At 71.1% G+C, this 21,276-nt stretch carries 17 protein-coding genes and 2 pseudogenes; 15 read left to right on the forward strand and 4 right to left on the reverse strand.

The genetic code is table 11. From position 1 onward, the window contains the following. Window positions 1-110: 110 nt before the first annotated feature. Entirely contained in the window at window positions 111-653 is a 543-nt protein-coding gene (pyrR, locus tag IPL40_15855) for a bifunctional pyr operon transcriptional regulator/uracil phosphoribosyltransferase PyrR (GenBank protein ID MBK8482613.1), read from the forward strand. Beyond that, window positions 650-1,580 (forward strand): annotated as a pseudogene (locus IPL40_15860) (aspartate carbamoyltransferase catalytic subunit). The gene pyrR and the pseudogene IPL40_15860 overlap by 4 nt, the downstream one beginning before the upstream one ends. A 99-nt stretch (window positions 1,581-1,679) precedes the next feature. Here IPL40_15860 and IPL40_15865 read toward each other — a convergent pair. After that, a pseudogene (locus IPL40_15865) lies at window positions 1,680-2,373 on the reverse strand (zinc metallopeptidase). A gap of 281 nt (window positions 2,374-2,654) precedes the next feature. Here IPL40_15865 and IPL40_15870 point away from each other — a divergent pair. From IPL40_15870 to IPL40_15890, 5 genes are all read left to right on the forward strand, one after another. Further along, window positions 2,655-4,229, forward strand: coding sequence for a tetratricopeptide repeat protein (locus IPL40_15870; protein MBK8482614.1), 1,575 nt, complete (start codon window positions 2,655-2,657; stop codon window positions 4,227-4,229). Next, window positions 4,226-5,341: a hypothetical protein gene (locus IPL40_15875; protein MBK8482615.1), complete on the forward strand. Its 1,116-nt coding sequence runs from the start codon at window positions 4,226-4,228 to the stop codon at window positions 5,339-5,341. The genes IPL40_15870 and IPL40_15875 overlap by 4 nt, the downstream gene beginning before the upstream one ends. Before the next feature lies 1 nt (window position 5,342). Then, window positions 5,343-6,329: a PEGA domain-containing protein gene (locus IPL40_15880; protein MBK8482616.1), complete on the forward strand. Its 987-nt coding sequence runs from the start codon at window positions 5,343-5,345 to the stop codon at window positions 6,327-6,329. A 93-nt stretch (window positions 6,330-6,422) separates the two neighbouring features. Next, window positions 6,423-6,788 (forward strand): hypothetical protein, encoded by a 366-nt coding sequence (locus IPL40_15885; GenBank protein ID MBK8482617.1) that lies wholly within the window; start codon window positions 6,423-6,425, stop codon window positions 6,786-6,788. Between the two features lie 309 nt (window positions 6,789-7,097). Continuing rightward, complete coding sequence (locus IPL40_15890) at window positions 7,098-8,294, forward strand: hypothetical protein (protein MBK8482618.1); 1,197 nt, start codon at window positions 7,098-7,100, stop codon at window positions 8,292-8,294. A 347-nt stretch (window positions 8,295-8,641) separates the two neighbouring features. Here the strand turns inward: IPL40_15890 and IPL40_15895 are convergent, their stop codons facing one another. Both IPL40_15895 and IPL40_15900 read right to left on the reverse strand, forming a co-directional pair. Continuing rightward, entirely contained in the window at window positions 8,642-9,640 is a 999-nt protein-coding gene (locus IPL40_15895) for a hypothetical protein (GenBank protein MBK8482619.1), read from the reverse strand. After that, a complete protein-coding gene (locus tag IPL40_15900) occupies window positions 9,637-10,422 on the reverse strand; it encodes a DUF455 family protein (GenBank protein ID MBK8482620.1) in 786 nt (261 codons plus the stop codon). Before IPL40_15900 ends, IPL40_15895 begins: the two co-directional genes overlap by 4 nt. 178 nt (window positions 10,423-10,600) lie before the next feature. Between IPL40_15900 and IPL40_15905 the strand changes: the two genes are divergently transcribed. The 5 genes from IPL40_15905 to IPL40_15925 all read left to right on the forward strand — a co-directional run bounded on the left by IPL40_15905 (window position 10,601) and on the right by IPL40_15925 (window position 16,259). After that, window positions 10,601-12,067: a toxin-antitoxin system YwqK family antitoxin gene (locus tag IPL40_15905; protein MBK8482621.1), complete on the forward strand. Its 1,467-nt coding sequence runs from the start codon at window positions 10,601-10,603 to the stop codon at window positions 12,065-12,067. Continuing rightward, window positions 12,064-13,338, forward strand: coding sequence for a dihydroorotase (locus IPL40_15910; GenBank protein ID MBK8482622.1), 1,275 nt, complete (start codon window positions 12,064-12,066; stop codon window positions 13,336-13,338). The genes IPL40_15905 and IPL40_15910 overlap by 4 nt, the downstream gene beginning before the upstream one ends. After that, window positions 13,331-14,062: a hypothetical protein gene (locus IPL40_15915; protein MBK8482623.1), complete on the forward strand. Its 732-nt coding sequence runs from the start codon at window positions 13,331-13,333 to the stop codon at window positions 14,060-14,062. Before IPL40_15910 ends, IPL40_15915 begins: the two co-directional genes overlap by 8 nt. 129 nt (window positions 14,063-14,191) lie before the next feature. Further along, the gene (gene coaBC / locus IPL40_15920; protein MBK8482624.1) at window positions 14,192-15,457 is read left to right on the forward strand and encodes a bifunctional phosphopantothenoylcysteine decarboxylase/phosphopantothenate--cysteine ligase CoaBC; all 1,266 of its coding nucleotides are present in this window, start codon (window positions 14,192-14,194) and stop codon (window positions 15,455-15,457) included. After that, window positions 15,450-16,259, forward strand: a complete 810-nt coding sequence (locus IPL40_15925) for a uracil-DNA glycosylase (protein MBK8482625.1) — start codon at window positions 15,450-15,452, stop codon at window positions 16,257-16,259. Before coaBC ends, IPL40_15925 begins: the two co-directional genes overlap by 8 nt. 75 nt (window positions 16,260-16,334) lie before the next feature. Here the strand turns inward: IPL40_15925 and amrA are convergent, their stop codons facing one another. Beyond that, on the reverse strand, window positions 16,335-16,904 hold the full coding sequence (gene amrA, locus IPL40_15930) for an AmmeMemoRadiSam system protein A (GenBank protein ID MBK8482626.1): 570 nt from the start codon (window positions 16,902-16,904) through the stop codon (window positions 16,335-16,337). Window positions 16,905-17,224: 320 nt separating this feature from the next. On the opposite strand from amrA, the gene IPL40_15935 reads away from it, so the two are divergent. The 3 genes from IPL40_15935 to IPL40_15945 all read left to right on the forward strand — a co-directional run bounded on the left by IPL40_15935 (window position 17,225) and on the right by IPL40_15945 (window position 21,271). Beyond that, on the forward strand, window positions 17,225-17,920 hold the full coding sequence (locus tag IPL40_15935; GenBank protein ID MBK8482627.1) for a class I SAM-dependent methyltransferase: 696 nt from the start codon (window positions 17,225-17,227) through the stop codon (window positions 17,918-17,920). Window positions 17,921-18,103: 183 nt separating this feature from the next. Further along, window positions 18,104-19,000, forward strand: a complete 897-nt coding sequence (locus IPL40_15940; protein ID MBK8482628.1) for a hypothetical protein — start codon at window positions 18,104-18,106, stop codon at window positions 18,998-19,000. A 96-nt stretch (window positions 19,001-19,096) separates the two neighbouring features. After that, window positions 19,097-21,271 carry a sulfatase-like hydrolase/transferase gene (locus tag IPL40_15945; protein MBK8482629.1) on the forward strand — a complete coding sequence of 725 codons (2,175 nt, stop codon included), beginning with the start codon at window positions 19,097-19,099 and terminating at the stop codon, window positions 21,269-21,271. The last annotated feature ends 5 nt before the right edge of the window (window positions 21,272-21,276 follow it).

Below are 21,276 nucleotides of genomic sequence, written 5' to 3' on the forward strand. Positions count from 1 at the left end.
CGGCGCGGCCGTAGAACCCGGATGAAGGGCGCGGCGCTCGCGGGTGCGCCGCAAATGGAGGGCGCGTGAGTGAAGCGTTAAGGCAGCGAAGGGTGCTGGACGCGGCGGCGATGCAGCGGGTGCTGCGGCGGCTGGCGCACGAGATCGTCGAACGTGAGCAAGGCACGGCCGGGCTGGCGATCATCGGGATCCACACCGGCGGCGCGTATGTCGCGCGACGGCTGGTGGCGCTGATCGCCGAATGCGAGGGCGTCGCCGTGCCCCTGGGCGAGATCGACATCACGCTCTATCGCGACGACGCTCTGGCGGGGTTGCCGCGCCCGGTGATCGGGGCCACGCATCTGCCCTTCGAGGTGACCGAGCGCAAGCTGCTGCTGGTCGATGATGTGCTCTACACGGGGCGGACCGTGCGCGCGGCGCTCGATGCGCTCAATGACTACGGGCGACCGCGTCGCGTGCGCCTGGCGGTGCTGGTCGATCGTGGCCACCGCGAGCTGCCGATTCAGGCCGATCACGTCGGCGTTCGCCTCGAGACCGAGCCAGCGCAGCGGGTCGAGGTGCAGTTCGCCGAATGCCAGCAGGTCGACGCCGTGGTGCTGGAGCCTGCGCCGTCGCCGGCCCAGCCGGAGCGGCTCGCGCGGGGGTCGCTATGAGCTTTACGCAGCGCCATCTGCTCGATGTCGAGAGCCTCTCCGCGGAGGCGCTGAAGGCGATCCTCGACCTCGCCGACCGCTTTCTCGAGATCTCCGAGCGCCCGATCAAGAAGGTACCGACGCTGCGCGGTCGGACGGTGGTCAATCTCTTCCTCGAGCCGAGCACGCGCACGCGGGTCAGCTTTGAGATCGCGGAGAAGCGCCTGAGCGCGGATGCGGTCAACGTCAGCGGCAGCGGCTCGAGCACGAGCAAGGGTGAGACGCTGCTCGACACGGTCCGCAACCTCGAGGCGATGAGCCCGCAGATCGTCGTCATCCGTCATCGGGAGGCGGGCGCCGCGCATTTCCTCGCCGCCCGTATCGACGCGGCCGTCGTCAATGCCGGCGATGGTGCCCGCGCACCCGACCCAGGCGCTGCTCGACTGCGCGACGATTCGCCGGGCGAAGGGGCGGCTGGCGGGGCTCCAGGTGGCGATCGTCGGCGACCTGGCGCACAGTCGCGTGGCGCGCTCCGACATCGTCGCGCTGCGTCGCCTTGGCGCCCAGGTGCGCGTCACGGGGCCCCGCACGATGCTACCGCCTGGTCTCGCTGAGCTCGGGGCGACGGTGGTGCCGACCCTCGCCGCGGCGGTCGAAGGTGCGGACGTCGTCATCATGCTGCGGATTCAGGCCGAGCGTGCGGGTGGGCAGTGCCTCTTTCCGAGCACGCGCGAGTACGCGCGGACCTTTGGCCTCAACGCCGACGTGCTCGCCTCCGCCCATCCGGATGCCATCGTGATGCATCCGGGACCGATCAACCGCGGCGTCGAGTTGGCGTCGGAGCTGGCGGATGGCCCGCGTTCCGTCATCCTCGACCAGGTGACCTACGGAGTGGCCGTGCGGATGGCTGTGCTGTATTTATTGGCCGGTAGCCCGCCAGTGGAATAGTGAGCGTGGAATAGCCAGCGTCGCGCAGGCAGCGTCGCGGACGAGGGGGCGCCCCGCGAGCGGGCGGGCGGTGCTGGCGCGGCACTGCGCTGGCAGTACTCAGTCGTCGCTGCCGCTCATCCCGGCCGCGCGGAACACAAAATAGGCGAGCTGAAGCGCTGAGGTGATCAACGCGGCCACGTAGGTCAGCGCGGCGGCGTTGAGTACCTTGGCGACGCCGTCGCGCTCGTCGCCGGCAATGATGCCTGTCGTGGCCAAATGCACGCGCGCCCGGGTCGAGGCGTTGAACTCCACCGGCAGCGTCACCAACTGGAAGAGCACGACGCCAAGGAACGCCAGCACGCCGAGCCAGGCCAGGCCTGCGGCGTTGATCGCGAAGCCGATGCCGGAGAGCAGAAGCGCTGCGTTCGAGCCGAAGCTCGCGGGTCCGACCAGCCGCTGGCGGACTTGCATCAGGGCGTAGCCCTTGGCGTGCTGAAAGCACGTGGCCGACCTCGTGCGCCGCCACGCCGAGCGCGGCGAGCGAGCGGCCGTCATGGACGTCGGGGGAGAGCCGCACCGCACGGGCACTGGGGTCGTAGTGATCGGAGAGGAAGCCCTCGTGGCGCTCGACGGTCACGTCGCTGATATCGTGGCTGCGGAGCATTTGTCGCGCGACCTCGGCGCCCGTCAAGCCGGAGGCCGAGGGCACCGCCGAAAAGCGTTTGAAGGTGCTGCGGACCCGTAGGCTGGCCCAACCACCGAGCAGCAGACCGGGCGCCAGCACGAGCAGATAGATCGGATCGAAGAACATTGTCGAAACCTCCTCAAAGAGCGGCCTAAGCGTGCTCACAGAACCGTGCTTGTCAAGCTGCAGGGCTCGCTCGCCGGCGCCGCCCGCCGCCTCGCCGGCAGCGCGGCGAGAGCGCGCGGATGGCGGGAGCAGCAGCGGCGATGCTAGTGTAGGCTCTTCCGTCTGGCTTGGTCGACGATGAGGTGGGGCCGGTGACGCTGTGGGATCGCCTCCGTGGAATACTGCGACCCCTGCCGCCCGGCGGCGGTGAAGCTGGGGTTTTCGCCGCGGCGAGGCGTGCGTTGGACGCTGGGAAGCGCGATGAGGCGCAGGCGCTGCTGGTCGCCGCGCTCGCTGCGCCCCCCGCGTCGGCCGATCAGGCGCTTGCCCTCGGGCAGCTCCTCACCGAGAGCGGGGACCTCGAGCGGGCCCTGAGCGCCTACGAGCTTGCGCTCCAACTGGAGCCGACCTCGACCGAAGCGCCGGGCATGGTCGGTGTCACCCTGCTGGCACTGGGGCGAGCGGACGAGGGGCTCGATCAGCTGCGCGAGGCGGCGCGCCGCGCGCCCGGCCAACGCGACGTCTCGATTGGCTTGGCGAAGGCGCTGCTCGACCACGGGCGGCACGAGGAGGCCACCGAATACCTCCAGCAGGCCTTGCAGCTCGATCCCTCGAGCAGTCGGGCGCTCGTCTTGCTCGGCCACGCCTCTTGTCGGCTGGAGCGCTGGGACGAGGGCGTCGAGGTCCTGCGCAAGGCCGTCGCGCTATCCCCGGGCGACCCCGAGGCGCGGCTTGCGCTCGGGGTGGCGCTGGCGCAGAGCGGGGCGACGATGGAGGCGGTCGAGACCTTCGAGGCGCTGCTGGCCACCGCGTGGAACCCGCCTGTGGTGCTGGTCAACCTGGGGCTTGCCGTGCGGCAGAGCGGCGATCTGCGCACGGCGGATCGCCACCTGCGCGAAGCGGTGCGCCTGGCGCCGAGCTTCGCGCAGGCGCGAACCAACCTCGGCGTCAATCTGCTCGAGCAGGGTTCGGTGGCTGAAGCGGTGGTCGAGCTGACGCGGGCTACCGAGCTCGACCCCCAGGGGCCGGATGGGTTCTACAACCTCGGACTGGCGCTCGAGCGCGAGGGTGAAATCGCGCGCGCGCGCGCAGCGCTCGAGCAAGCCGCCGCGCTGAGCCCCGGGGATGCCAGCATCGACGAGAAGCTGGCGTCGTTGCGAATCGCGCTGCCGACCTCCGAGCAGCAGCAGCAGCAGCCTGCTCTTTCTCCGCTCCCCTCGCCAGGGGCTGAGCGCAACGCGGCGGCCACGGGGGCCACGGAGAGCGTGCGCGCCGCGACGAGCCCTGGCTTGCCGCGCGCCGCGAGCAGCGCGATGTTTGTCGGCACGCTCGAGACCTTTAGCATTCCCGAGCTGCTGGAGTTCTTTAGGGGCGGCCGCCGGACCGGCGTCCTCTTCATCTCGGCCGATAGCGGTGCGGCGGAGGTTCATCTCCGGGGGGGCAAGGTCGTGGCGGCTGCGGCCCCGGGCAGCGACGACCTTGCCGAGTTGTTGCGCGCACGCGCCGGCCTGAGCGACGATCAGCTAGGGGCGATGCTCGCTACGCGAGATCCCGCCGCGAGCGCGGCGCGCCTCGGGGAGCTGGTTCAGCGCTCTGGCATGATCCCCGAGCCGATGTTGGAGGAAGCTGTCGTGCAGCAGATCAAGAGTGCCATTGGGGCGGTGCTCGGGTGGACGCAGGGCAACTTCGCCTTCGACCCCGGCGCTGTCCCCTCCGTGGTGCCTGGCTTGGAGCTCGACGTTGGCCAACTCCTGCTCGCCATCATGTGCCAGCACGACGACGCCGAGCAGGATTGGGCCGAGGGCGGTGGGCTATGAGCACGCCCCGGGACCAGCATCCGACGCCGGTCATCTCGCCGGCGGTGGCGCAAGAGGCCATCGGGCGGGCGACAACGCCCGAGCCTTCCGCCGCGGCCACAGCGACGCCAAAGGCCGCGGCCACGCGGCCCTCGTGGGTCATGGCTGCCGACCCCGCGCTGGAAGCGCCCTTTTCCGTCGTGCCACGAGCCGCCAGCCGCCGGCGGGTGATCGTCGCGGTGGCGGTCGGTTTGTTCGGGGCGGTCGTGCTCGGCGGGGGAATCGCCTGGGTGCTGCTCGGCGGACCCGACGCGATGGAGCTCTACGTCAGGGCGAAGGCGCATAGCGACAACGGCGAGCTGACGCAGGCGCTAGCGCTCGTCGAGCGCGGCCGTCGCGGGGCCAGCGATCCGCGCGTCGTCGCCCTGTTGACGCAGCTCGAGCGCGAAATCAACGTGGCGCCGCGCCTGAAGATAGCCGAGCAGTTAATCGCCTCGGGACAGCTCGCGGCGGCGCGCCTGGTGCTTCAGCAGGCGCTGAAGAAGGCCCCGGAGAGCGATCGCGCGCGGGCCTTGCTCGAATCGACGCGCGCAGCGGTGGGCGACGGGCCTCGGAGCGCGCCCACCGGAGACGCAGCCCCCGCGGGGCAGGGGCAGGGCTCGGCGGAGGAGGGCCAGGCCCCGGCGACGGCCGCCCCCACGGCTACCGCCCCCATCGCTACCACCCGCTCACTGCCCGCGGTCGCACGACCGCGCCGCCCGCCGCCGACGCGCGGTCGTGCCACGATGCAGGAGCGGAGCCAGTCGCGGAGCGCCCCGACCCCGGTCGCCGCAGAGATGGAGGCGCCCTCCGGGCCACCGCCTGGCACCACGGTCGTTCGGGTGCGAGCCAGCGAGGCGTCGACGCTCAGCGTCGACGGCCAGGCGAGCGGAACGACCACGCCGGCGACGCTCTACCTCGCGCCCGGGATGCACCGCGTCGAGGCACGGGGCGCGGCCGACCCGACGCTGAGGGTCGAGCGGCGAATCATGGTTTTGGCGGAGGTGCCCGTGACGATCGACCTGCAGCTACCGTCGCGCGTGCCGGCCAAGCGCACGATCGACCCGGCGAACCCCTATCGCGAGGAGAAGTGACGTGCGAGCTGCGACAACCCTACTATTGTCAATCGTGTTGGGGTGTGCGCTGTTTACCATCTGCCCCCCTGGCGCGCTCGCCCAAGGGACCCAGAAGCCCGCCGCGGAGCACTTCGCACGCGCCGTCGCGCTCTTCAACGAAGGCGACCTGCGCGCCTCCTTGGTGGAGTTTCAGAAGGCCTACGAGCTCTCACCAAACCCCAGCGTGCTCTACAACCTCGGCCAGGTGCACTTCCAGCTCCAGGAGTACGCGGCTGCGTTGAAGGCCCTCAGCCGCTTCCTGGCGGAGTCCTCGCCGAGCGCGGCCAACCGCGCTGATGCTGAAACGACAGTTCAGACGCTCCGCAAGCGCGTGGGGCGAATCTTCGTCCGGAGCAACCTCGAGGGCGCGGAAATCGCGGTCGACGACGAGGTCGTCGGCCGCAGCCCCTTGACGACGCCGGTGGTCGTCAGCATCGGCCGCCGCCGGATCTCCGCCCGCGCAGGCGGGTACGTGCCCGCGACGCAGGTGGTGGATATCGCCGGTGGCGACACCGTGACGATCCGCCTCGACCTCGCGGCTGCCGCTGCGGGGCTGGCGCGCGGGGGCGCGGCGGGGAAGACGGAGCCGGTCGATCCCCTGGCTCGGCGTAGGACCTGGCGCATCGTGTCGTGGACCACGACCGGTGTGCTGGCGGGGGCCGCCGTCGCGGCGGGGGTGCTGGCGCTGATGGCCAGCGCCGATCTCAAGGCCGAGCGCGATCGCTTCGGTGCGACGGCCGAGCGCCTGACGCGCTACGCCGACCGGTCGCAGGGCTTCGGCCTGGCGACCGACGTGCTGACGGGCGCCGCGATCGTGGCGGGTGGGGTTTCGCTCTACCTGCAGCTCAGCGCCCCGGCGGGCGCCGAAGGGCGGTCCCGCAGGAGCGCGGGGGCCAGCAGCGTCGCGCGAGATGCCGTCGGGCTCAGGGTGTCGCCGACCAGCGTAGCCTTGACCGGCAGCTTCTGAGGGCCTGGCGCAAGGCCCCGAGAGAGATTTCACTGCGCCTGTGGGTGCAGTGCCGCTTCGGTTCCTCGGCGAACCGACTCGTAGGAGGCGATCGTGAGAGCTGCATTCGCTGGCATGCGCCGGGTCATCGGGGTTACGGCGCTGCTGGTTGGCGTCGCCGGGCTCGGCCTCGGCTGTTCGTTGCTGGTGGAGAAGGACAAGACGCAGTGTGTCACGGATCGGGACTGCCAGCGCTTCGATGCGGGCAGCTTGCCGCTCTGCCAGCGAGGCATTTGTGTCGCCTCTGGACTCGGGCCGCCCGGCTGCTTCAACGGTGCGCCGACGAGCGCTGGCGAGCTGCTCAATCAGTGCACGAGGGGCCAGTGCTTGCCCTTCGACAACTGCGCGCGGTTGGGCCTTTGTGGCAGCTTCGAGCTGCCCGCCCTCAAGGATCAACCGCAGGTGGATGGCGGGCTTTGAGGGTGGCGCGAGGCCCGGTGGTGACCGGGCCCGGCGGGCGCTGCCTGCTGTGCCGCGTGGGGTTTCCTCGTCGCTCTCGGGCTCGGACAAGAGGAGTCATCGATGCGTTCTTCGTTCAGCAGTAGCAGCAATGGCGCGCTGGTCACGGCACGTTGGCCCTCGCGTGGCCGGCGCGACCCGTCACAGGGCGGGTGCCCGCCCATGCTAGGGCAGGATCCGGCAGCGGGATGGTGGTCGTGCCAGCGGTCGAGGGGCGGCGGATCGCGCTCGGCCCCTCGGCGCTGCGCGCTCGTCGCGGGGCTCGGGCTGATGCTGGCCGCGTCGACCGTTTCCGCGCAGACCAGGCTCCCGACGGTGCCCTGCTTCGACCCGGTCCTGCGTCCCCGGGTCGTCTACGTCGCGGGCTCTTCGGCCGTGCGGCCCTTCCTCGGGGTCGTCGCCAAGCTGATGGCCGAGGAGTCGTCGCCGACGACGGTCGTGTACCAGGCGCAGGGATCCTGCACCGGCGTCGCGGCGATCTACTCGACCGACGCAGAAACGCGCAGGATCAAGGACCTACCGGCGGAGGGTGCGGCGCCGGCGAACTACGCGATCTTCTTCGAGGCCGACGGCTCGACGGTGCATGAATGCTTCCTCGACGCGGCGGGCGAGCTCGTCGATGTCGGTATCTCCGACGTCTATGCGGCGAGCTGCGGGCAGAGCGCCAGCGAGGGTGTCGAGGTTTCCGAATACCTGGGTCCGGTGCAGCCGATGACCTTGGTAACGCCGGTGGCATCGAGTCAGCGGACGATCAGCGCCGAGGCCGGTTACCTGGTCTTTGGGCTGGGCGGCCATGGCGGCGCCGCGGCCCCCTTTACTGATCGCCGCTTCTTCTTCGTGCGCAACGAGAAGTCCGGCACGCAGCAGATGGTGGCCCGCGCCGTCAGTGTGCCGGCAGAGCGGTGGTGGGGGATCGATCGTGGCGGCAGCTCTGCGATTGTGTCCGCGATGAAGCTGCTGGTCGATGCGGGCAACGCGGAGAAGTCGATCGGTATCCTTTCCAGCGACGTCGCCGACCAGGAGCGCGGCAACCTGCGCGTGCTCGCCTTCCAGGCTCGCGATCAACGTTGTGGGTACTGGCCCGACTCCTCGCCGACCTCGTTCGACAAGGCCAACGTGCGCGAGGGGCGCTACGCGATCTGGGGCCCCTTGCACCTCTTTGCCCGCACCAGTGGGGGCGTGCCGACCGAGGCGGCGGGTGCCTTGGTCTCGCGCTTTGCGGCGCAACGGCTCGAGCCGGCGCTGGTCGAGGCGATCGTCCAGAAGCATCTCGTGCCCCAGTGCGCGATGCAGGTGACGCGCAGCAGCGAGATGGGTCCGCTCCAGGCGCTGGCGCCGGAGTTCCAATGTGGATGCTATTTTGACGCCGTCGCCAACGGTGCCACGACCTGCAAGGCTTGCCAGGGCCCGGGGGATTGCCCGGCGGAGCGACCGGCCTGCAACTACGGCTATTGCGAGCTCAAGTAGCTCGGCTCATGGTGCAGCGGCGGTCCATCGGGCGCGACGCCCGTACCGCCTGATCGCTGGCCCCGCCCTGACGCGCGAGGGAGGCGACTTCGACCCACGCTTCGAGCTCCTTGCCGCCGCGGCCTGCCAGCAGGCGCAGCACGGTCGGTTGCGCGCCGACTGGGCCGACTGGGCCGACTGGGCCGCTGGGGATTGGGCTGCTGCCCGCAGGGCCGAGGCGAAGGCTCACCGCTGAACCTTGACCGCCGCCTGCGGCCAGGCGTTCCGCGAGGACGCGCGTTAGCAGGCCGAAGGTCATGCGGGCGTTGAGCTCGCCGAGCGGATTCAGCACCAGCCGGCCCTGCCGATCACGATAGCGCCAGGCGTCGAGGCCGAAGGGGCCTCGGTAGCCCTGCGCGTGCAGGTGCTCGGCGACGCGCTCGGCGACCTGCCGGAGGGGCCCTTCGTCGTCGACGCCGAGCCCCGGCGCTGGTGGCAGGGTGACCGCGCGAAAGCCGCCGCGCGGCGTGACCGACAGACGATGCAGACCGAGGAAATCGAGGCCCTCCTCGCCGAGCAGCGCGCAGCACGGCCGGATCGTCCGTTCGCGGCATCCAGGGCTCGAAGAGCAGCGTGCCGTGCCTGCTGAGCAGGCGCTCTGCTGCGCTGCGCTCGCGCTGGGCCGCGATGCGTTCGGTCGCGCCGCCAAGCACCCGTCCGCGGCCGGCTGCCGAGAGGGGGCTCTTGAGGACCCAGCGGCCCTCGGCGTCGCGCGGCAGCCGGGCCATCGCGGCGTCGAGGGCGGCCAGCGAGTCGATGGGGCGCGCCCCGGGCAGCGCGAGTCCGAGGCGATCCGCCAGCGCAAGCTGCTGCAGGCGGTGGTTGACGCGGCCCGCGACGCCCGGGGCGGCCGGGGGGAGCGACCAAAGCCGATCGATCAACGCGATCGGCGTCGCGTCCGAGACCCCAGCTCGCAGAGCCCTGGAGCGTGGGCGCGGCTCCGCGAGGCGCAGGGCCTGGACGGCGGCCGTCTCACCCCAGGCCAGAATCTCCCTCGGTCGCGCGCTTGGCCACGCGGCACTCTGTTGCACGGCGTGGGGGATACCAGGGGCGGTGCTCTCCGCCAACCGGTCGGCGCGCACCGGCAGCGCCGTCCAGACGACGTCGCCCTCGCGACCGAGACAGCGCAGCAGGGTGCCGAGCGCCGCCAGCTCGCGGCGTAGGCGCAGCGGCAGCGGGTCACCCGGGCCGAGTGCGCAGCCCTCTTCACGATCCCAGCTCTCTTCGCAGTCGAGGTTGGCGATGATCAGCCGCGCGTCGGGGAGGTGGTCTGCGTCCCGCGGCGGCGTCGTCGCGCTCGGTGTCATGCGCGCGATTGCCGACCGAGCTCGGCGATGAAGTCGTCGCTCCATCCCGCACGGCGCCGCGCCTCGACCGAGAAGCGTGCACCGCGCGCGAAGGCGGGGCGCACCGGATAGGTCAGGCTCGCGCAATAGGCCTGCCACATGCTCTGGGTCGGATCCTTGAGTCGCGCGAGCCAACGCCAGCCAAAGCGCACGTGGCGCAGCTCATCCTGGTGGATACGTTCGAAGAGCCGGGCGCTGACTTCGTCCCCGCAGGCGCGGGCGCGGGCCGCGAAATCCAGCGCATGGTCGAGGTTGGCGCTCTCGAAGGTCAGGTTCATCGCGCAGATGAAGCGCAGCGGTGAGGTCAGGGCGTCCGTCTTATGCCAGAAGTAGCCGCTCACCGGGAGGTCGCCGAAGCGTACGCCGAAGGCCCCCAGGCGCTCGAGGTAGTCCGCGCAATGCCCTTGCTCCTCGGACAGGATGCAGCGCAGCCCGCGGCGCCAACGCGGTGGGGCGTCGGGAAAGGCGAGTAGCGCCCAGGCGAAGAGCTCGACGGCCTGCAGCTCGTGGTTGGCCGCCGCGTGCAGGATGCGCGCGCGCTGCGCGGGATCCGCCATGCCTTCGGCGCGGGGTACGCGTGCGAGGCGGCCCGGCTGAATGCGCAGGTTGACTGGCCGCGCCGGCGCTGCGACGCGGAGGGTCGGGCCGGGATCGCGGTCCGTGAGCGCGGCCGGGGCCGGGGTGAGCTTTGCCTCGAGGGTGTCGCCCCGCACGATGGACAGGGCATAGGATCGCAGCTCCATCGCCCGGCAGTTTCGCGCTCCGCTCTTTCGCCGTCCAGCGGCTTCAGCGTAGAGTACCTGCCATCGGCAGCGGGGTGGCCTCGGCAGAGGGATCAGACTGGTCGCGGGCCGCGCCCGGTGGAGGCACGACGGTTGGGTCATTGCGCCGGCTAGGCGCCGTGGGCAAGGAGAATGAGGGATGCGTTGTTTGGCCAAGGCCGCCCTAATCGCGGCGTGGCTCGCTCTGGTGGCCGGCCGGGTCGCGGCCCTCGAGGTCGTCAAGGAGAGCTATCCCGACGGCAAGCCACGACTCCAGGTGAGCTATAAGGACAAGTCTCATCGCATCAAGCATGGCGAGGAGAGCGAGAGTTTCCCCGACGGCCAGCCGCGCTTGCGGCACCGCTGGCGCAGCGGGAAGCCCGACGGGCTCTGGGAGGACTACGCGCCCGGCGGCGTGCTGGTGCATGCGCGCACGTATCGGCGCGGCAAGCTCGAGGGCATCGAGCGCCAGTGGGGCGCGGACGGCAAGCTGCAGCAGCTCGTGACCTACGTCGCCAATCAGCGCCATGGGCTCACCGAGTACTACTACCCCGACGGCGCGCTGCGCGCGCGCTTGACCTACCTGCGCGGGCGCAAGGATGGGGTCGAGACGACCTTCTTTGTCAGTGGGCGCGTGCAGTCGGAGACCACTTGGAAGCAGGGTGAGCGGCGCGGCCCCCAGCGCGAGCACTATGAGAACGGTCAGCTCAAGTCCTTGGTCACCTACGCCGGAGCGGTGAAGCAAGGCGCCTTCGCGCGCTACACCGACAAGGGTGTCGCGGTCGAAGAGGGCACCTACCTCGACGACGAACGCGACGGCGAGCATCGGCGCTCCTACGAAAACGGCCAGCTCAGGGAGCGGTCGCAGTACGTGCGTGGCGTGCGTGAGGGCAAGCACGAACAGTGGTTCGCCGATGGCAGTCCGGCCCGGGCGGAGGCCTACAAGGGTGGCAAGCTCGACGGTGCCGTCGTGGTCTACGGGCAGGGCGGCGCACGGCAGGAGGCGGGAAGCTACGTGCTCGGTCAGCGCGAGGGCCTGTGGTTGCGGTACCACCCCGGCGGCGCCGTGGCGGCGAAGGTGACCTATCGCGGCGGCCGGCCGGACGGCCCCGCGGAGTACTTCTTCGAGAGCGGGCGCTTGAGCATGCGCGGTGAGCATGCCGCCGGTGTGCTGAAGGTCACGGAGCGCTACTTCACCGACGGCAAGCTCGTCCCCGAGGTCCCCGGCCGCTATCTCGACGCGCGGAGCCCCGTTGGCAAGAAGGCCTGGCTGCTGGTCGCGGCGGTCGCGGACGCCAGACCCTCGGTGGAGGTTCAGCTCGTGGCCGTGGGCCCGACTGAGCATCAGGAGTTCGTCGTCGTCGTGCGCGGCGGAGGGAATCCGTGGAACGACCAGCCGGCGGTGCACCGGCTGCTGCGCCGTGACGGTCAGGACCTGTGCTACGAGCGCTGGCACCTCGGTCGGCCATGGTGCACGTTGACGGCGAAGGAGCCGCTGGTCACGGCCCAGCGCGCGCAGCTCCATCTGCCCGATGGCACGTCGATGGGGCTGCGGCAGGACACCGTCGCCGCGGCGCGGCTCGACCCACGGGCGATCTTCCGCCGCTACCTGGAGCTGGCCCAGTGAGCCTGCTCTTGCGTGGCGGGCGGGTGATCGATCCGGCGAGCGGGATCGACGGCCTGGCCGACGTGCTGATCGACGAGGGGCGCGTGGCGCGCGTTGCGGCCGACCTGCAGCGCACCGCCGCGCGGGTGATCGACGTGCAGGGGTGCTGGGTGCTGCCGGGGCTGGTGGATCTCCATGTCCATCTGCGCGAACCCGGCCAGGAGCATAAGGAAGACATCGCCTCGGGGGCGCGGGCCGCCGTCGCGGGCGGCTTCACCAGCGTTTGCTGCATGCCCAACACCAAGCCCGCCAACGACACGCGGGCGGTCACCGAGCTGATCGTCCGGCGCGCGCGTGAGGTCGGCCTGGCGCGGGTCTATCCGGTGGGCGCGATCAGCCGCGGCCTCCAAGGCGAGGCGCTCTGCGAGTACGCGGAGCTGAAGGAGGCTGGCATTGTCGCCGTTAGCGACGATGGGCGCTGCGTGATGGATAGCGGGTTGATGCGGCGCGCGATGGAGTATGCCACGACCTTCGACCTGCCCGTCTTGCAGCATTGCGAGGATCAGCAGCTCGCCTGCGGCGGCGCGATGCACGAGGGGCTGGTCTCGACGCGCACTGGCCTGACGGCCCAGCCAGCCCAGGCCGAATCAATCATCGTCGCCCGCGATCTCGAGCTCGCTGAGCTGACCGGTGCGCGCTACCACGCCCAGCACCTCTCGACGGTTGGCGCGCTGCGCCATATTCGCGAGGCCAAGGCGAGGGGTCTGACGGTGAGCTGCGAGGTCGCGCCCCACCATTTCGCGCTGAGCGACGAGGCTTGTGCTGGCTACGACAGCAACGCCAAGGTCAACCCGCCGCTGCGCAGCGCCGAGCATGTCCGCGCCGTGCGCGAGGCGTTGGCGGACGGGACGGTCGACGCGATCGCGACGGACCATGCGCCGCACGCGCTGATCGACAAGGAGGTCGAGTTTGGCTGCGCCGCCTACGGGATCTCCGGTCTGGAGACCTGCTTGCCGCTGGCTCTCGAGCTCTGGCGCGAGGGTGTCGTTTCGCTGCCGCGCTTGGTGGCGCTGCTGACCTGTGGCCCGGCGCGGCTGCTGGACTTGCCCGCGGGCACGCTGGGTCTCGGTGTCGCGGCCGACGTGACGGTAGTCGACCCAGAGTTGTGCTGGACCGTCGATCCCGCGCGCTTTGTGTCGCGTGGTCAGAACACGCCCTTCGCCGGGCGCGCGATGCGCGGCGCCGCCCGCTACACCATCGTCGGCGGCGAGGTGGTGTTCTCGCGTGCCTGAGGCCATCGCTCAGCGGGCGGACCACCCTGCAGCCGAGGCGACGGGGGCGACGACGAGCGCAAGCGCGACGGCGCGAGCGTCGAGCGAGCAGGCGGAGCAGTGGGTAGGCGCGCAGGCGCGCGAGCTCATCGATCGGCTCGCCAGTCAGTACGCAGTGCGGCCGAGCGTCGGTGAGGCCGAACGCGCGCGGGGCGAGTACGATGGCTGGCGCGGTCGGGTCTTCGAGGACGACGAGATCTACGCGACGCACATCGCGACCTTCCTCGAGTGGTTCGTGCTCGAGCGGGCGACGGCCGAAGGGCTGGCGCCGGTCGTCTTGGCGCTCGCCAGCGGGGAGTTGGATGACGCGGCCGCGCGGCTCGCCTGCGCGCTGGCCTGCAGCTACCGCAGCCTCTTCGAGGTGCGGGAGGTGAGTGACAGCATGCTGCGCCTGGCCGATCTGATTGGCGGCGGGCGTTGGCAATGCGGTGGGGATGGTCCGCTGCCGCTGGTCTCCGCGGGTGACCTGATGGAGGCGCGATTGGTCCCCTGGCGCGGGCGCGTCGCGCTTGGTCCAGTGGCCCTCTTCCATCCGCCAGGTGCCCACCAGGCGATCCACGCGCTCTTGGGGCGCTGGCGGGCTCAGGGGCGCTTGAGCGCGCGGTCCCTCGGGCCGCTGGCGGAGCGGTGCCTACGCTGGGGACGTGTGCGCAACATCGCCGTGGAGCGTATCTATTGTGACTAGCGGCGCTGTGAGGGCTGGCCGACCAGGATCGCTCCGGCGTGTTGCGGCGACGAGCCGCGCGCCGTCGGCCCGCTCAGGCGTGCGCTGGATGCGCTGCCGCGACCGTGCGGAGCGGAGGCTGTCTTGGGGATATCGGTAGTGGGTGCGCCCGACCTCCAGCACCGACGCGTACTGCTGGCCGTGTCGGGCGGCGTGGCGGCCTATAAGGCGGCGGAGCTCTGCCGGCTGCTGGTCCGCAGCGGCGCGAGCGTGCAGGTGGCGATGACGGCTGCCGCGCAGCACTTCGTCGGCGCCGCGACCTTCGCGGCGCTCAGCGGGCGGGCCGTGGCGACGGACCTCTTCGATGCTGTTCAGGAGGAGCAGATCGGTCACATCGCGCTCGCCGACGCGGCAGAGGTGCTGGTCGTCGCCCCGGCCACTGCGGATCTGCTGGCGAAGCTCGCTGCCGGCCTGGCCGGCGACGTCGTGACCACGGCCTATCTCGCCTTCGAGGGGCCCGTGCTCTTGGCTCCGGCGATGAACGTGAAGATGTGGCGCCACCCGGCGACGCAGCAAACGCTGCAGCGCCTGCGCGAGCGTGGGCACCGGGTCGTCGGGCCCGAGAGCGGCGAGCTGGCCTGCGGGCATGTCGGTGCCGGACGGATGAGCGAGCCTGGCGCGCTGCTGGAGGCGGTTTGGCACTGCCTCGCGCCCCAGTCACTGGCTGGCCAGCGGATCCTCGTCTCGGCAGGACCGACGCGCGAGGCGCTCGACCCCGTGCGCCACCTGACGAACCGGTCGTCAGGGAAAATGGGTTACGCGCTGGCCGCCGAGGCGGCCGCGCGCGGCGCGACGGTGACGCTGGTTTCCGGGCCGACCGCGCTGGCGACGCCGCTCGGTGTGCAGCGCGTCGACGTCACGAGTGCGGCCGAGCTGGCGCAGGTCGTCCTCGAGCGTGTAGCGGGACAGGACGCGGTGGTGATGACCGCCGCGGTCGCCGACTATCGACCGGCGCACGTGGCACGGGAGAAGCTGGCCAAGGAGCGGCTCGGTGAGCAGCCGACCCTGACCTTGACGCGGACCGTCGATGTGTTGGCCGCGCTCGGCGCGGCCCGCGCCGCGGCGGGGGGTCTGCCGCAGCCGCTGCTGGTCGGCTTCGCCGCGGAGACGGGGATCGACGAGGCGCGTGTGATCGGCAAGCTGGCGGCCAAGCAGTGCGATCTGCTCGTCGTCAATGACGTCAGCCGCGCGGACGCCGGCTTCGATGCCGACGACAATCGCGTCGTGATCTACCACGCGACCGGGAACCGCGAGGCGCTGCCGCTCCTGCCCAAGCGCGAGGTCGCTGGACGGGTGCTCCAGCGCGTCGCGGAGCTGCTGGCCCCGCGGCTAGCCGAGCTCGCCTCAGATGGCTGATTCCGAGCTGGCCCAGGAGCTCGCCCTGCTCGTCGGCGCGTTGGCCGAGCACGCGCGGACGGCGGTGTTGCGCGGCGAGCAATGGGCCGTGGCAGGTGCGCGGCGCGCCTCCGGGGCGTTCGACCCGGCGGCTGAGCGTTCGGGCGTGAGGGCGGGCGAGGGCGGCTCGCCGCTCGCGGGCGTGCAGCCGGAGCGGCCCAAGCGCGAGGTCTCGGAGCGGGCGCTCCTCAGCGTCCGCGCGGCGCTCGGTGACTGCGAGCGCTGTGGGCTGCACGCGGAGCGCACGCACATCGTCTTCGGCGTGGGCGACGCGCAGGCGGATCTGATGTTCGTCGGCGAGGCGCCGGGCCGCGACGAGGATCAGCAGGGCGAGCCCTTCGTCGGCAAGGCGGGCCAATTGCTGACGCGGATGATCCAGGCGATGGGGCTGCACCGCGAAGAGGTCTACATCTGCAACATCATCAAATGCCGGCCGCCCAACAACCGCGACCCGGAGCCGGCCGAGGTAGCGAGCTGCGAGCCTTTCTTGCGCCAGCAGATCGAAGCCATCGGCCCACGCCTGATTGTCGCGCTTGGAAACTTCGCGGCGCGCACCTTGCTGCGTTCGGAGCTCGGCATCGCCCGGCTGCGCGGTTCCTTTCAGCGCTACCAGGGCATCGCGCTGATGCCGACCTTTCATCCGGCCTACCTGCTGCGCAACCCAGAGGCCAAGCGTCCGGCCTGGAGTGATCTTCAGGCGGTGATGGCCGAGATGGACCGCTTGGGGTTGCGCCGGCGTCGTGACGGCGTGGCCCCGGCCTGATCGCGGCGCGGAGGGCCCGCCGCGGCCGCTGCGCGTCCCGTGGCGCGCCCCGTGGCGGCGCCTCGCGCAGGCGCGCTAGCGAGGGAGGTCGTCGGCCTCGCTGAAGACCTGGGCGGTGAAGCTCTCGATCACCGTTTGCGGCTGACGCCAGGCGTCGGCGGGCAAGCCGGCCTTGCGGCAGGTGGCCGCCAGGAAGGCCTCGCGGTCCCAGCCCTGGGCCGTTGCGACCTGCGGCAAGAACACGCCACGCCGCCCGCCACGCGCCACCTGGAGCCCATGCAGGCCAACGCTCACCGCCTCGGCGCTCGTCGGACGCGGCGGCGCGAGCGCCGAGATCTCTAGGCTCAGCAGTGGCAGCTCGGTGGGCTCGACCGCTGGAAAGCGCGGGTCGCACGTCGCGGCGGCGATGGCCATCCGCGCGACATTCTCGACCAGGGGAAGACGCGCGTCGAAGGTGCCGATACAGCCGCGCAGCTCGTGCTTGGGGCTGCGACGATAGAGGCTGACGAAGGCGCCCGCGGGCTGAAGGAGCAGGGGATCCTCGACCGCGATGCTCGGCGCTTCGCCCGCAGCGAGGAAGCGCTCGAGCGTGTGCCGCGCCAGGCGCAGCAGCTCGCGTTGTTGTTGGATGGGAAGCGCTCGCATCGATTAAACCCGAGGCTCGCGGAGCAACTGCGCAGCAGGCCGCCTATCTCATGGAGCAGCTGCGCTGTAAAGGCGCAGGCCACGGGGCGCCAGACCACGGGGACTGAGTCATTCGCGCGACAGCGTGGTGTGCGGCGCACGCTGGGCTGTTGCGTTGTCTCGTGGCTGCGGCGCCGATGCGTTGCAGTTGCGATCGGTTGGCGGCGCTGCAGCCTTCGGATCGCTTTGTGCATTCCGGGCCCGGGGCGGCGGTTGGCGGCACGCCGCGCGACGATTGCGGGCTCGCCCGACCCTGCGCCGCGCATTAACGAGGTCAGAAAATGGGAGCGGGAACTGACTGCGGGTTGAGCTTGCGCGATCGCGGCAGTCTCGGCGCTATGCCTCACTTCGTCGATCTGCTGGCGCCGCTGCGTCGGGTCGCGCGACGGGCCCTTCGGCGCCGCCGCGTGGCGCGTGCCTACGACATGGCCAAGGAGATCGCGCCGGACCTGAGCCCCGACGCTCAGGTGCTCGACGTGGGCTGTGGCAGCGGCTTCATCGCGCACCACCTCATCGGGCTCCGCGGCGCGCGCGCGGTGGGTGTAGATGTCGCGTGCGGGACCGAAGCAGCGATCCCCTACACGCGCTACGAGGGCCGCTACTTGCCATTTGACGACGCGACCTTCGATGCGGTGCTGCTCTGTTACGTGCTGCATCACAGCGCCGACCCGCCGCTGCTGGTGCGCGAGGCGCGGCGTGTGCTGCGTCCCGGCGGTCGGCTGCTGGTCTACGAAGATCTCCCGATCACCGCGCTGGATCGCCTGCTCTGCCGGCGTCACGAGGCAGCCTGGCGCGCGCGCACGGGTCCCTGCACCTTTCACGATCAGGCCGGTTGGCGCGCTGTCTTCAACGCCGCGGGCTTCAGCGTCAGCGCTGTCCGTCGGCTCTCACGTTGGCGGAATCTCGGCAACCCGGTGGCCCGGGTGCGCTTCACGCTCGAGTGCGCGAGCGGGGCGATCAGCGCCTCCAGCGGGTAGGATCGAGGTTCGCGCGCGCTCAGCGGTTGAACTGATCTGATCTAATCAGAGCAGATCTGCTCGACGCCTCGCGCCGGCCGTCACGGAGGACCACCCGCGGGAAGGTGGTCAAGCGCCCCTGCCTTAGTTGTTCTGGCCGCCGGGCTGTGTGGGCTAAGATGGGGGCCTGCGGGGGGCTGGGCGATGGCGATCGGAACGGTGCTTGGCGTTGGCGAGGCTCGAATCGAGCAACTGCTGCTGATGGAGCGTCATCCAGAGGCCGAGAGCACCATCGATCTCGACGGCTTCAGTCTTCAGGGGGGCGGCACAGCCTCCACCGCCTTGGCGACGCTGGCGGCGCTCGGGGTTCCGACGCGCTTCATCGGCAAGGTAGCGGACGATTTCTTCGGCCGCTTCGTGCTCAACGGCCTGGCCGCGATCGGCGTCGACACGCGGGGCGTCGTGACCCAGGCTGACTGCGTATCGCCGAGTCATATCGTCCTGGTCGAGGCGGGTCGGGGTCGGCAGACCGTGCTCCGTGCGCAGGGCACCGTCGCCGCGCTCGCGCTGGACGAGCTGCCGCCGGAGCCGCTGGCCGGGGTGCAGCTCCTGCTGGTCGACGGCGCACAGCCAGCGGTCGCCTTGGAGCTGATTGCGCGCGCGCGGCGGGCGGGGGTGCCGGTGGTCCTCGATGCCAGCGGACCGAGCTCGGCGGTCGCCGAGCTGACGGCGAGCGTGGACGTGGTGATCGCGACCGAGCGCTACCTGGTGCAGGTCGCGCCGCGCGGCGAGCTCGAGGCGAGCATGCAAGCCGTGGCGCGCCTCGGACCGCGGACGGTGATCGTGACGATGGGGCGTGAGGGGAGCGTTGGGCTGCAGGGCGACAAGCTGGTGCGGCAGCCGCCGCTGCCCGTCGAGGTGGTCGACACCACGGGAGCGGGCGACGTATTTCTTGGCGGCTACTGCTACGGCCTGCTACAGGAGCTGCCGCTCGAGCGCTGCATGGAGTTAGCGAGCGCCGCCGCGGGCCTGAGCTGTCGCGCCTTCGGCCCGCGTTCAGGCCTGCCCAGTCGCGCTGAGCTGCAGGCAGCCCTGTCCTAGCACGCAGCCACGGCCTCCACCGTGTAGCCACAGGTTACCCAGCACGCGATGCACCAGCACCTTAACCAGGCCGACGAGCCCAACAAGGCTGGAGGTATGGGCCCTCGGGTCTGGCTGAGCGCGATCGCTGGCGTTGCCGCCGGCAGCGCCGCCGCGCTCGTCGTTGCGCCCTTCGAGGTCTGGGCGGCGACGCGGGGCAGCGGGCGCTTCGGGGCCGCGCTGCTGCTGGCCCTCGGTCTCTATCTGCCGCTGGGAGCGGGACTCGGTGCCTTCCTCGGCGGGCTCGGCGCCGCGTGGGCCAGTTCGCCGCTGGGCTCGTGGCGAACTTGGTTCGCGACGCTCAGCGGCGACCGCGCGCGCGACCGTCAACTCGCGGCGGCGTTGCTCGCTGGGGCGAGTTGTTTGCTGCTCGAGGTGCTCGCCGTCGACGCGTTTGCGCGCGGGCCGGCCGCGGGTATGGCCAACGCGCGCCTGGCGGCGCTTTCGACCGGCCTGGTGGCGGCCGGTGTTGTGGTGTTGCTGGGTATCGGCCTCTTCGTGCCGCTGTGGCGCCTGGCGCTGCCCCTGGCGCGCTGGGCGCCGCGCACAGCCCGGGTTCCGGCTGCGGCGGGCACCTCCGTCGTCTTGCTGCTGGTGGTGGTCGCCGCGGGCCTGCTGGTCCTGGGGCGTCTGGATTGGCGGGTGCTGCGCGTCGCGCCCTGGATCGCGCTCGGGGCCCTCTTCCTGCTGACGGTCGGCGGCCTCATAGCGACTCCGGCGTTGCGGCGGCGCGTCGCGCTCAGACGGCGCTGGGCGCTGGGGCTCTGGGCGCTGATGTTGCCGGTGGCGTTGGTTCCGACCCTCGGGCAGCGCGAGGTGCTCGTCGCGCAGCTTCAGTCTGGCGGCGCGCTCCTGCCCGCCCTGATCGACCTCGCGCGGGCCCTGCGCGATCGGGACGGGGATGGCTATTCGGCCTGGCTCGCCGGCGGTGATTGCGATGATCGCGATCCGCGAGTCCACCCGGGGGCTCGCGACCTCCCAGGAAATGGTCTCGACGAGAACTGCGTCGGGGGCGACGCGCGTCCCCAGGCAGCGCGCGTCACGGCCGGCGCTAGAACGGCGGCCGCGCGCGCCGAGCCGGTGGCGCTGGTGCGCAATCTCCTCGTGATCTGCATCGACACGCTGCGGGCCGACGTGCTCGGTGTGGGCGGACATCCGGGAGGCCTCACGCCGACGCTCGATCGCTTGGCCCGGAGCGGGGCGTATTTCGCGCGTGCCTACGCGCAGGGCCCCAATACGCCGCAGTCCTTCCCGTCGATCTTCACCTCGCAGTATCCGTCGCGGGTTCCCTTTGTCGACGCCTTCACCGGCTATCCTGAGCTCAAGCCAGAGGCGCTCTCGGTCTTTGAGGTCCTGCAGCGGGCGGGTCTGCGCACGGAGGCGGTCAGCTCGCACTTCTATTTCGAGGAGAAGCGGGGCATTCGTCAGGGCGTGCAGCAGTGGGACAACGCGGGCGCGAAGACGCTGCGCGAGAGCAACAAGGATATCTCCGCGCCGCGCATCGTGCCGCGGGCGCTGGCGCGCCTGCGGGCGCTCGAGGCGCTAGACCAGCCCTTCGTGCTCTTCGTCCACCTCTTCGAGCCGCACAGCACCTATGTGCCGCATGCGGGCGTCCGCTACCGCCAGCGCGGCGTGGCTGGTCTGCGCGAGAAGTACGACCAAGAGGTGGCCTTCGTCGACGCCTGGCTCGGGCGCCTCTTGGCGGCCCTTGATGCCAGCAAGCTGCGGCGCGACACCGCGATCCTGCTCTTCTCGGATCACGGCGAGGCCTTCGGTGAGCATAAGTTCTACTTCCACGGACAGGCACTCTATGACGAGGTCCTGCACGTGCCGCTGATCCTCGTGGCGCCGGGTCTGACGCCGAGGACCGTCAACCAGCCTGTGGCCCTGCTCGATGTGGCGCCGACGCTCGTCGAGCTGGTGGGCCTCGCACCGCCGCCCGTCTTCCAGGGTCGGTCGCTGCTGCGGCTGGCTCGGGGGCAAGCCGCCCGCGCGCTCGACGGGCGCCCGATCGGTGCGGTGCTGCTGCCCTATCCGGCCTGGCCAAAGGGCCAGCAGGCGCTCCGCATCGACCACTACAAGGCGCTGCTGCGCCTGGACGAGAACCGCTTCGAACTCTACGACCTGGCGCGCGATCCGCGCGAAGAGCGTGACCTGGCGCTGGGCCCCGGGGCTGTTGCTCAGCGCATCCGGCAGCAGCTCGCCGCTTTCGCGGAGACGGAGCTGCAGTAGCGGCC

The organism is Pseudomonadota bacterium (assembly GCA_016711215.1).
Taxonomy (GTDB): domain Bacteria; phylum Myxococcota_A; class Polyangia.

Coding starts and splice junctions, on each gene's coding strand:
- pyrR (MBK8482613.1), top strand. CDS start 111: ATGCAGCGGGTGCTGCGGCGGCTGGCGCACGAGATCGTCGAACGTGAG.
- IPL40_15875 (MBK8482615.1), top strand. CDS start 4,226: ATGAGCACGCCCCGGGACCAGCATCCGACGCCGGTCATCTCGCCGGCG.
- IPL40_15890 (MBK8482618.1), top strand. CDS start 7,098: ATGCTGGCCGCGTCGACCGTTTCCGCGCAGACCAGGCTCCCGACGGTG.
- IPL40_15895 (MBK8482619.1), bottom strand. CDS start 9,640: ATGACACCGAGCGCGACGACGCCGCCGCGGGACGCAGACCACCTCCCC.
- IPL40_15900 (MBK8482620.1), bottom strand. CDS start 10,422: ATGGAGCTGCGATCCTATGCCCTGTCCATCGTGCGGGGCGACACCCTC.
- IPL40_15905 (MBK8482621.1), top strand. CDS start 10,601: ATGCGTTGTTTGGCCAAGGCCGCCCTAATCGCGGCGTGGCTCGCTCTG.
- IPL40_15925 (MBK8482625.1), top strand. CDS start 15,450: ATGGCTGATTCCGAGCTGGCCCAGGAGCTCGCCCTGCTCGTCGGCGCG.
- amrA (MBK8482626.1), bottom strand. CDS start 16,904: ATGCGAGCGCTTCCCATCCAACAACAACGCGAGCTGCTGCGCCTGGCG.
- IPL40_15935 (MBK8482627.1), top strand. CDS start 17,225: ATGGGAGCGGGAACTGACTGCGGGTTGAGCTTGCGCGATCGCGGCAGT.
- IPL40_15940 (MBK8482628.1), top strand. CDS start 18,104: ATGGCGATCGGAACGGTGCTTGGCGTTGGCGAGGCTCGAATCGAGCAA.
- IPL40_15945 (MBK8482629.1), top strand. CDS start 19,097: ATGGGCCCTCGGGTCTGGCTGAGCGCGATCGCTGGCGTTGCCGCCGGC.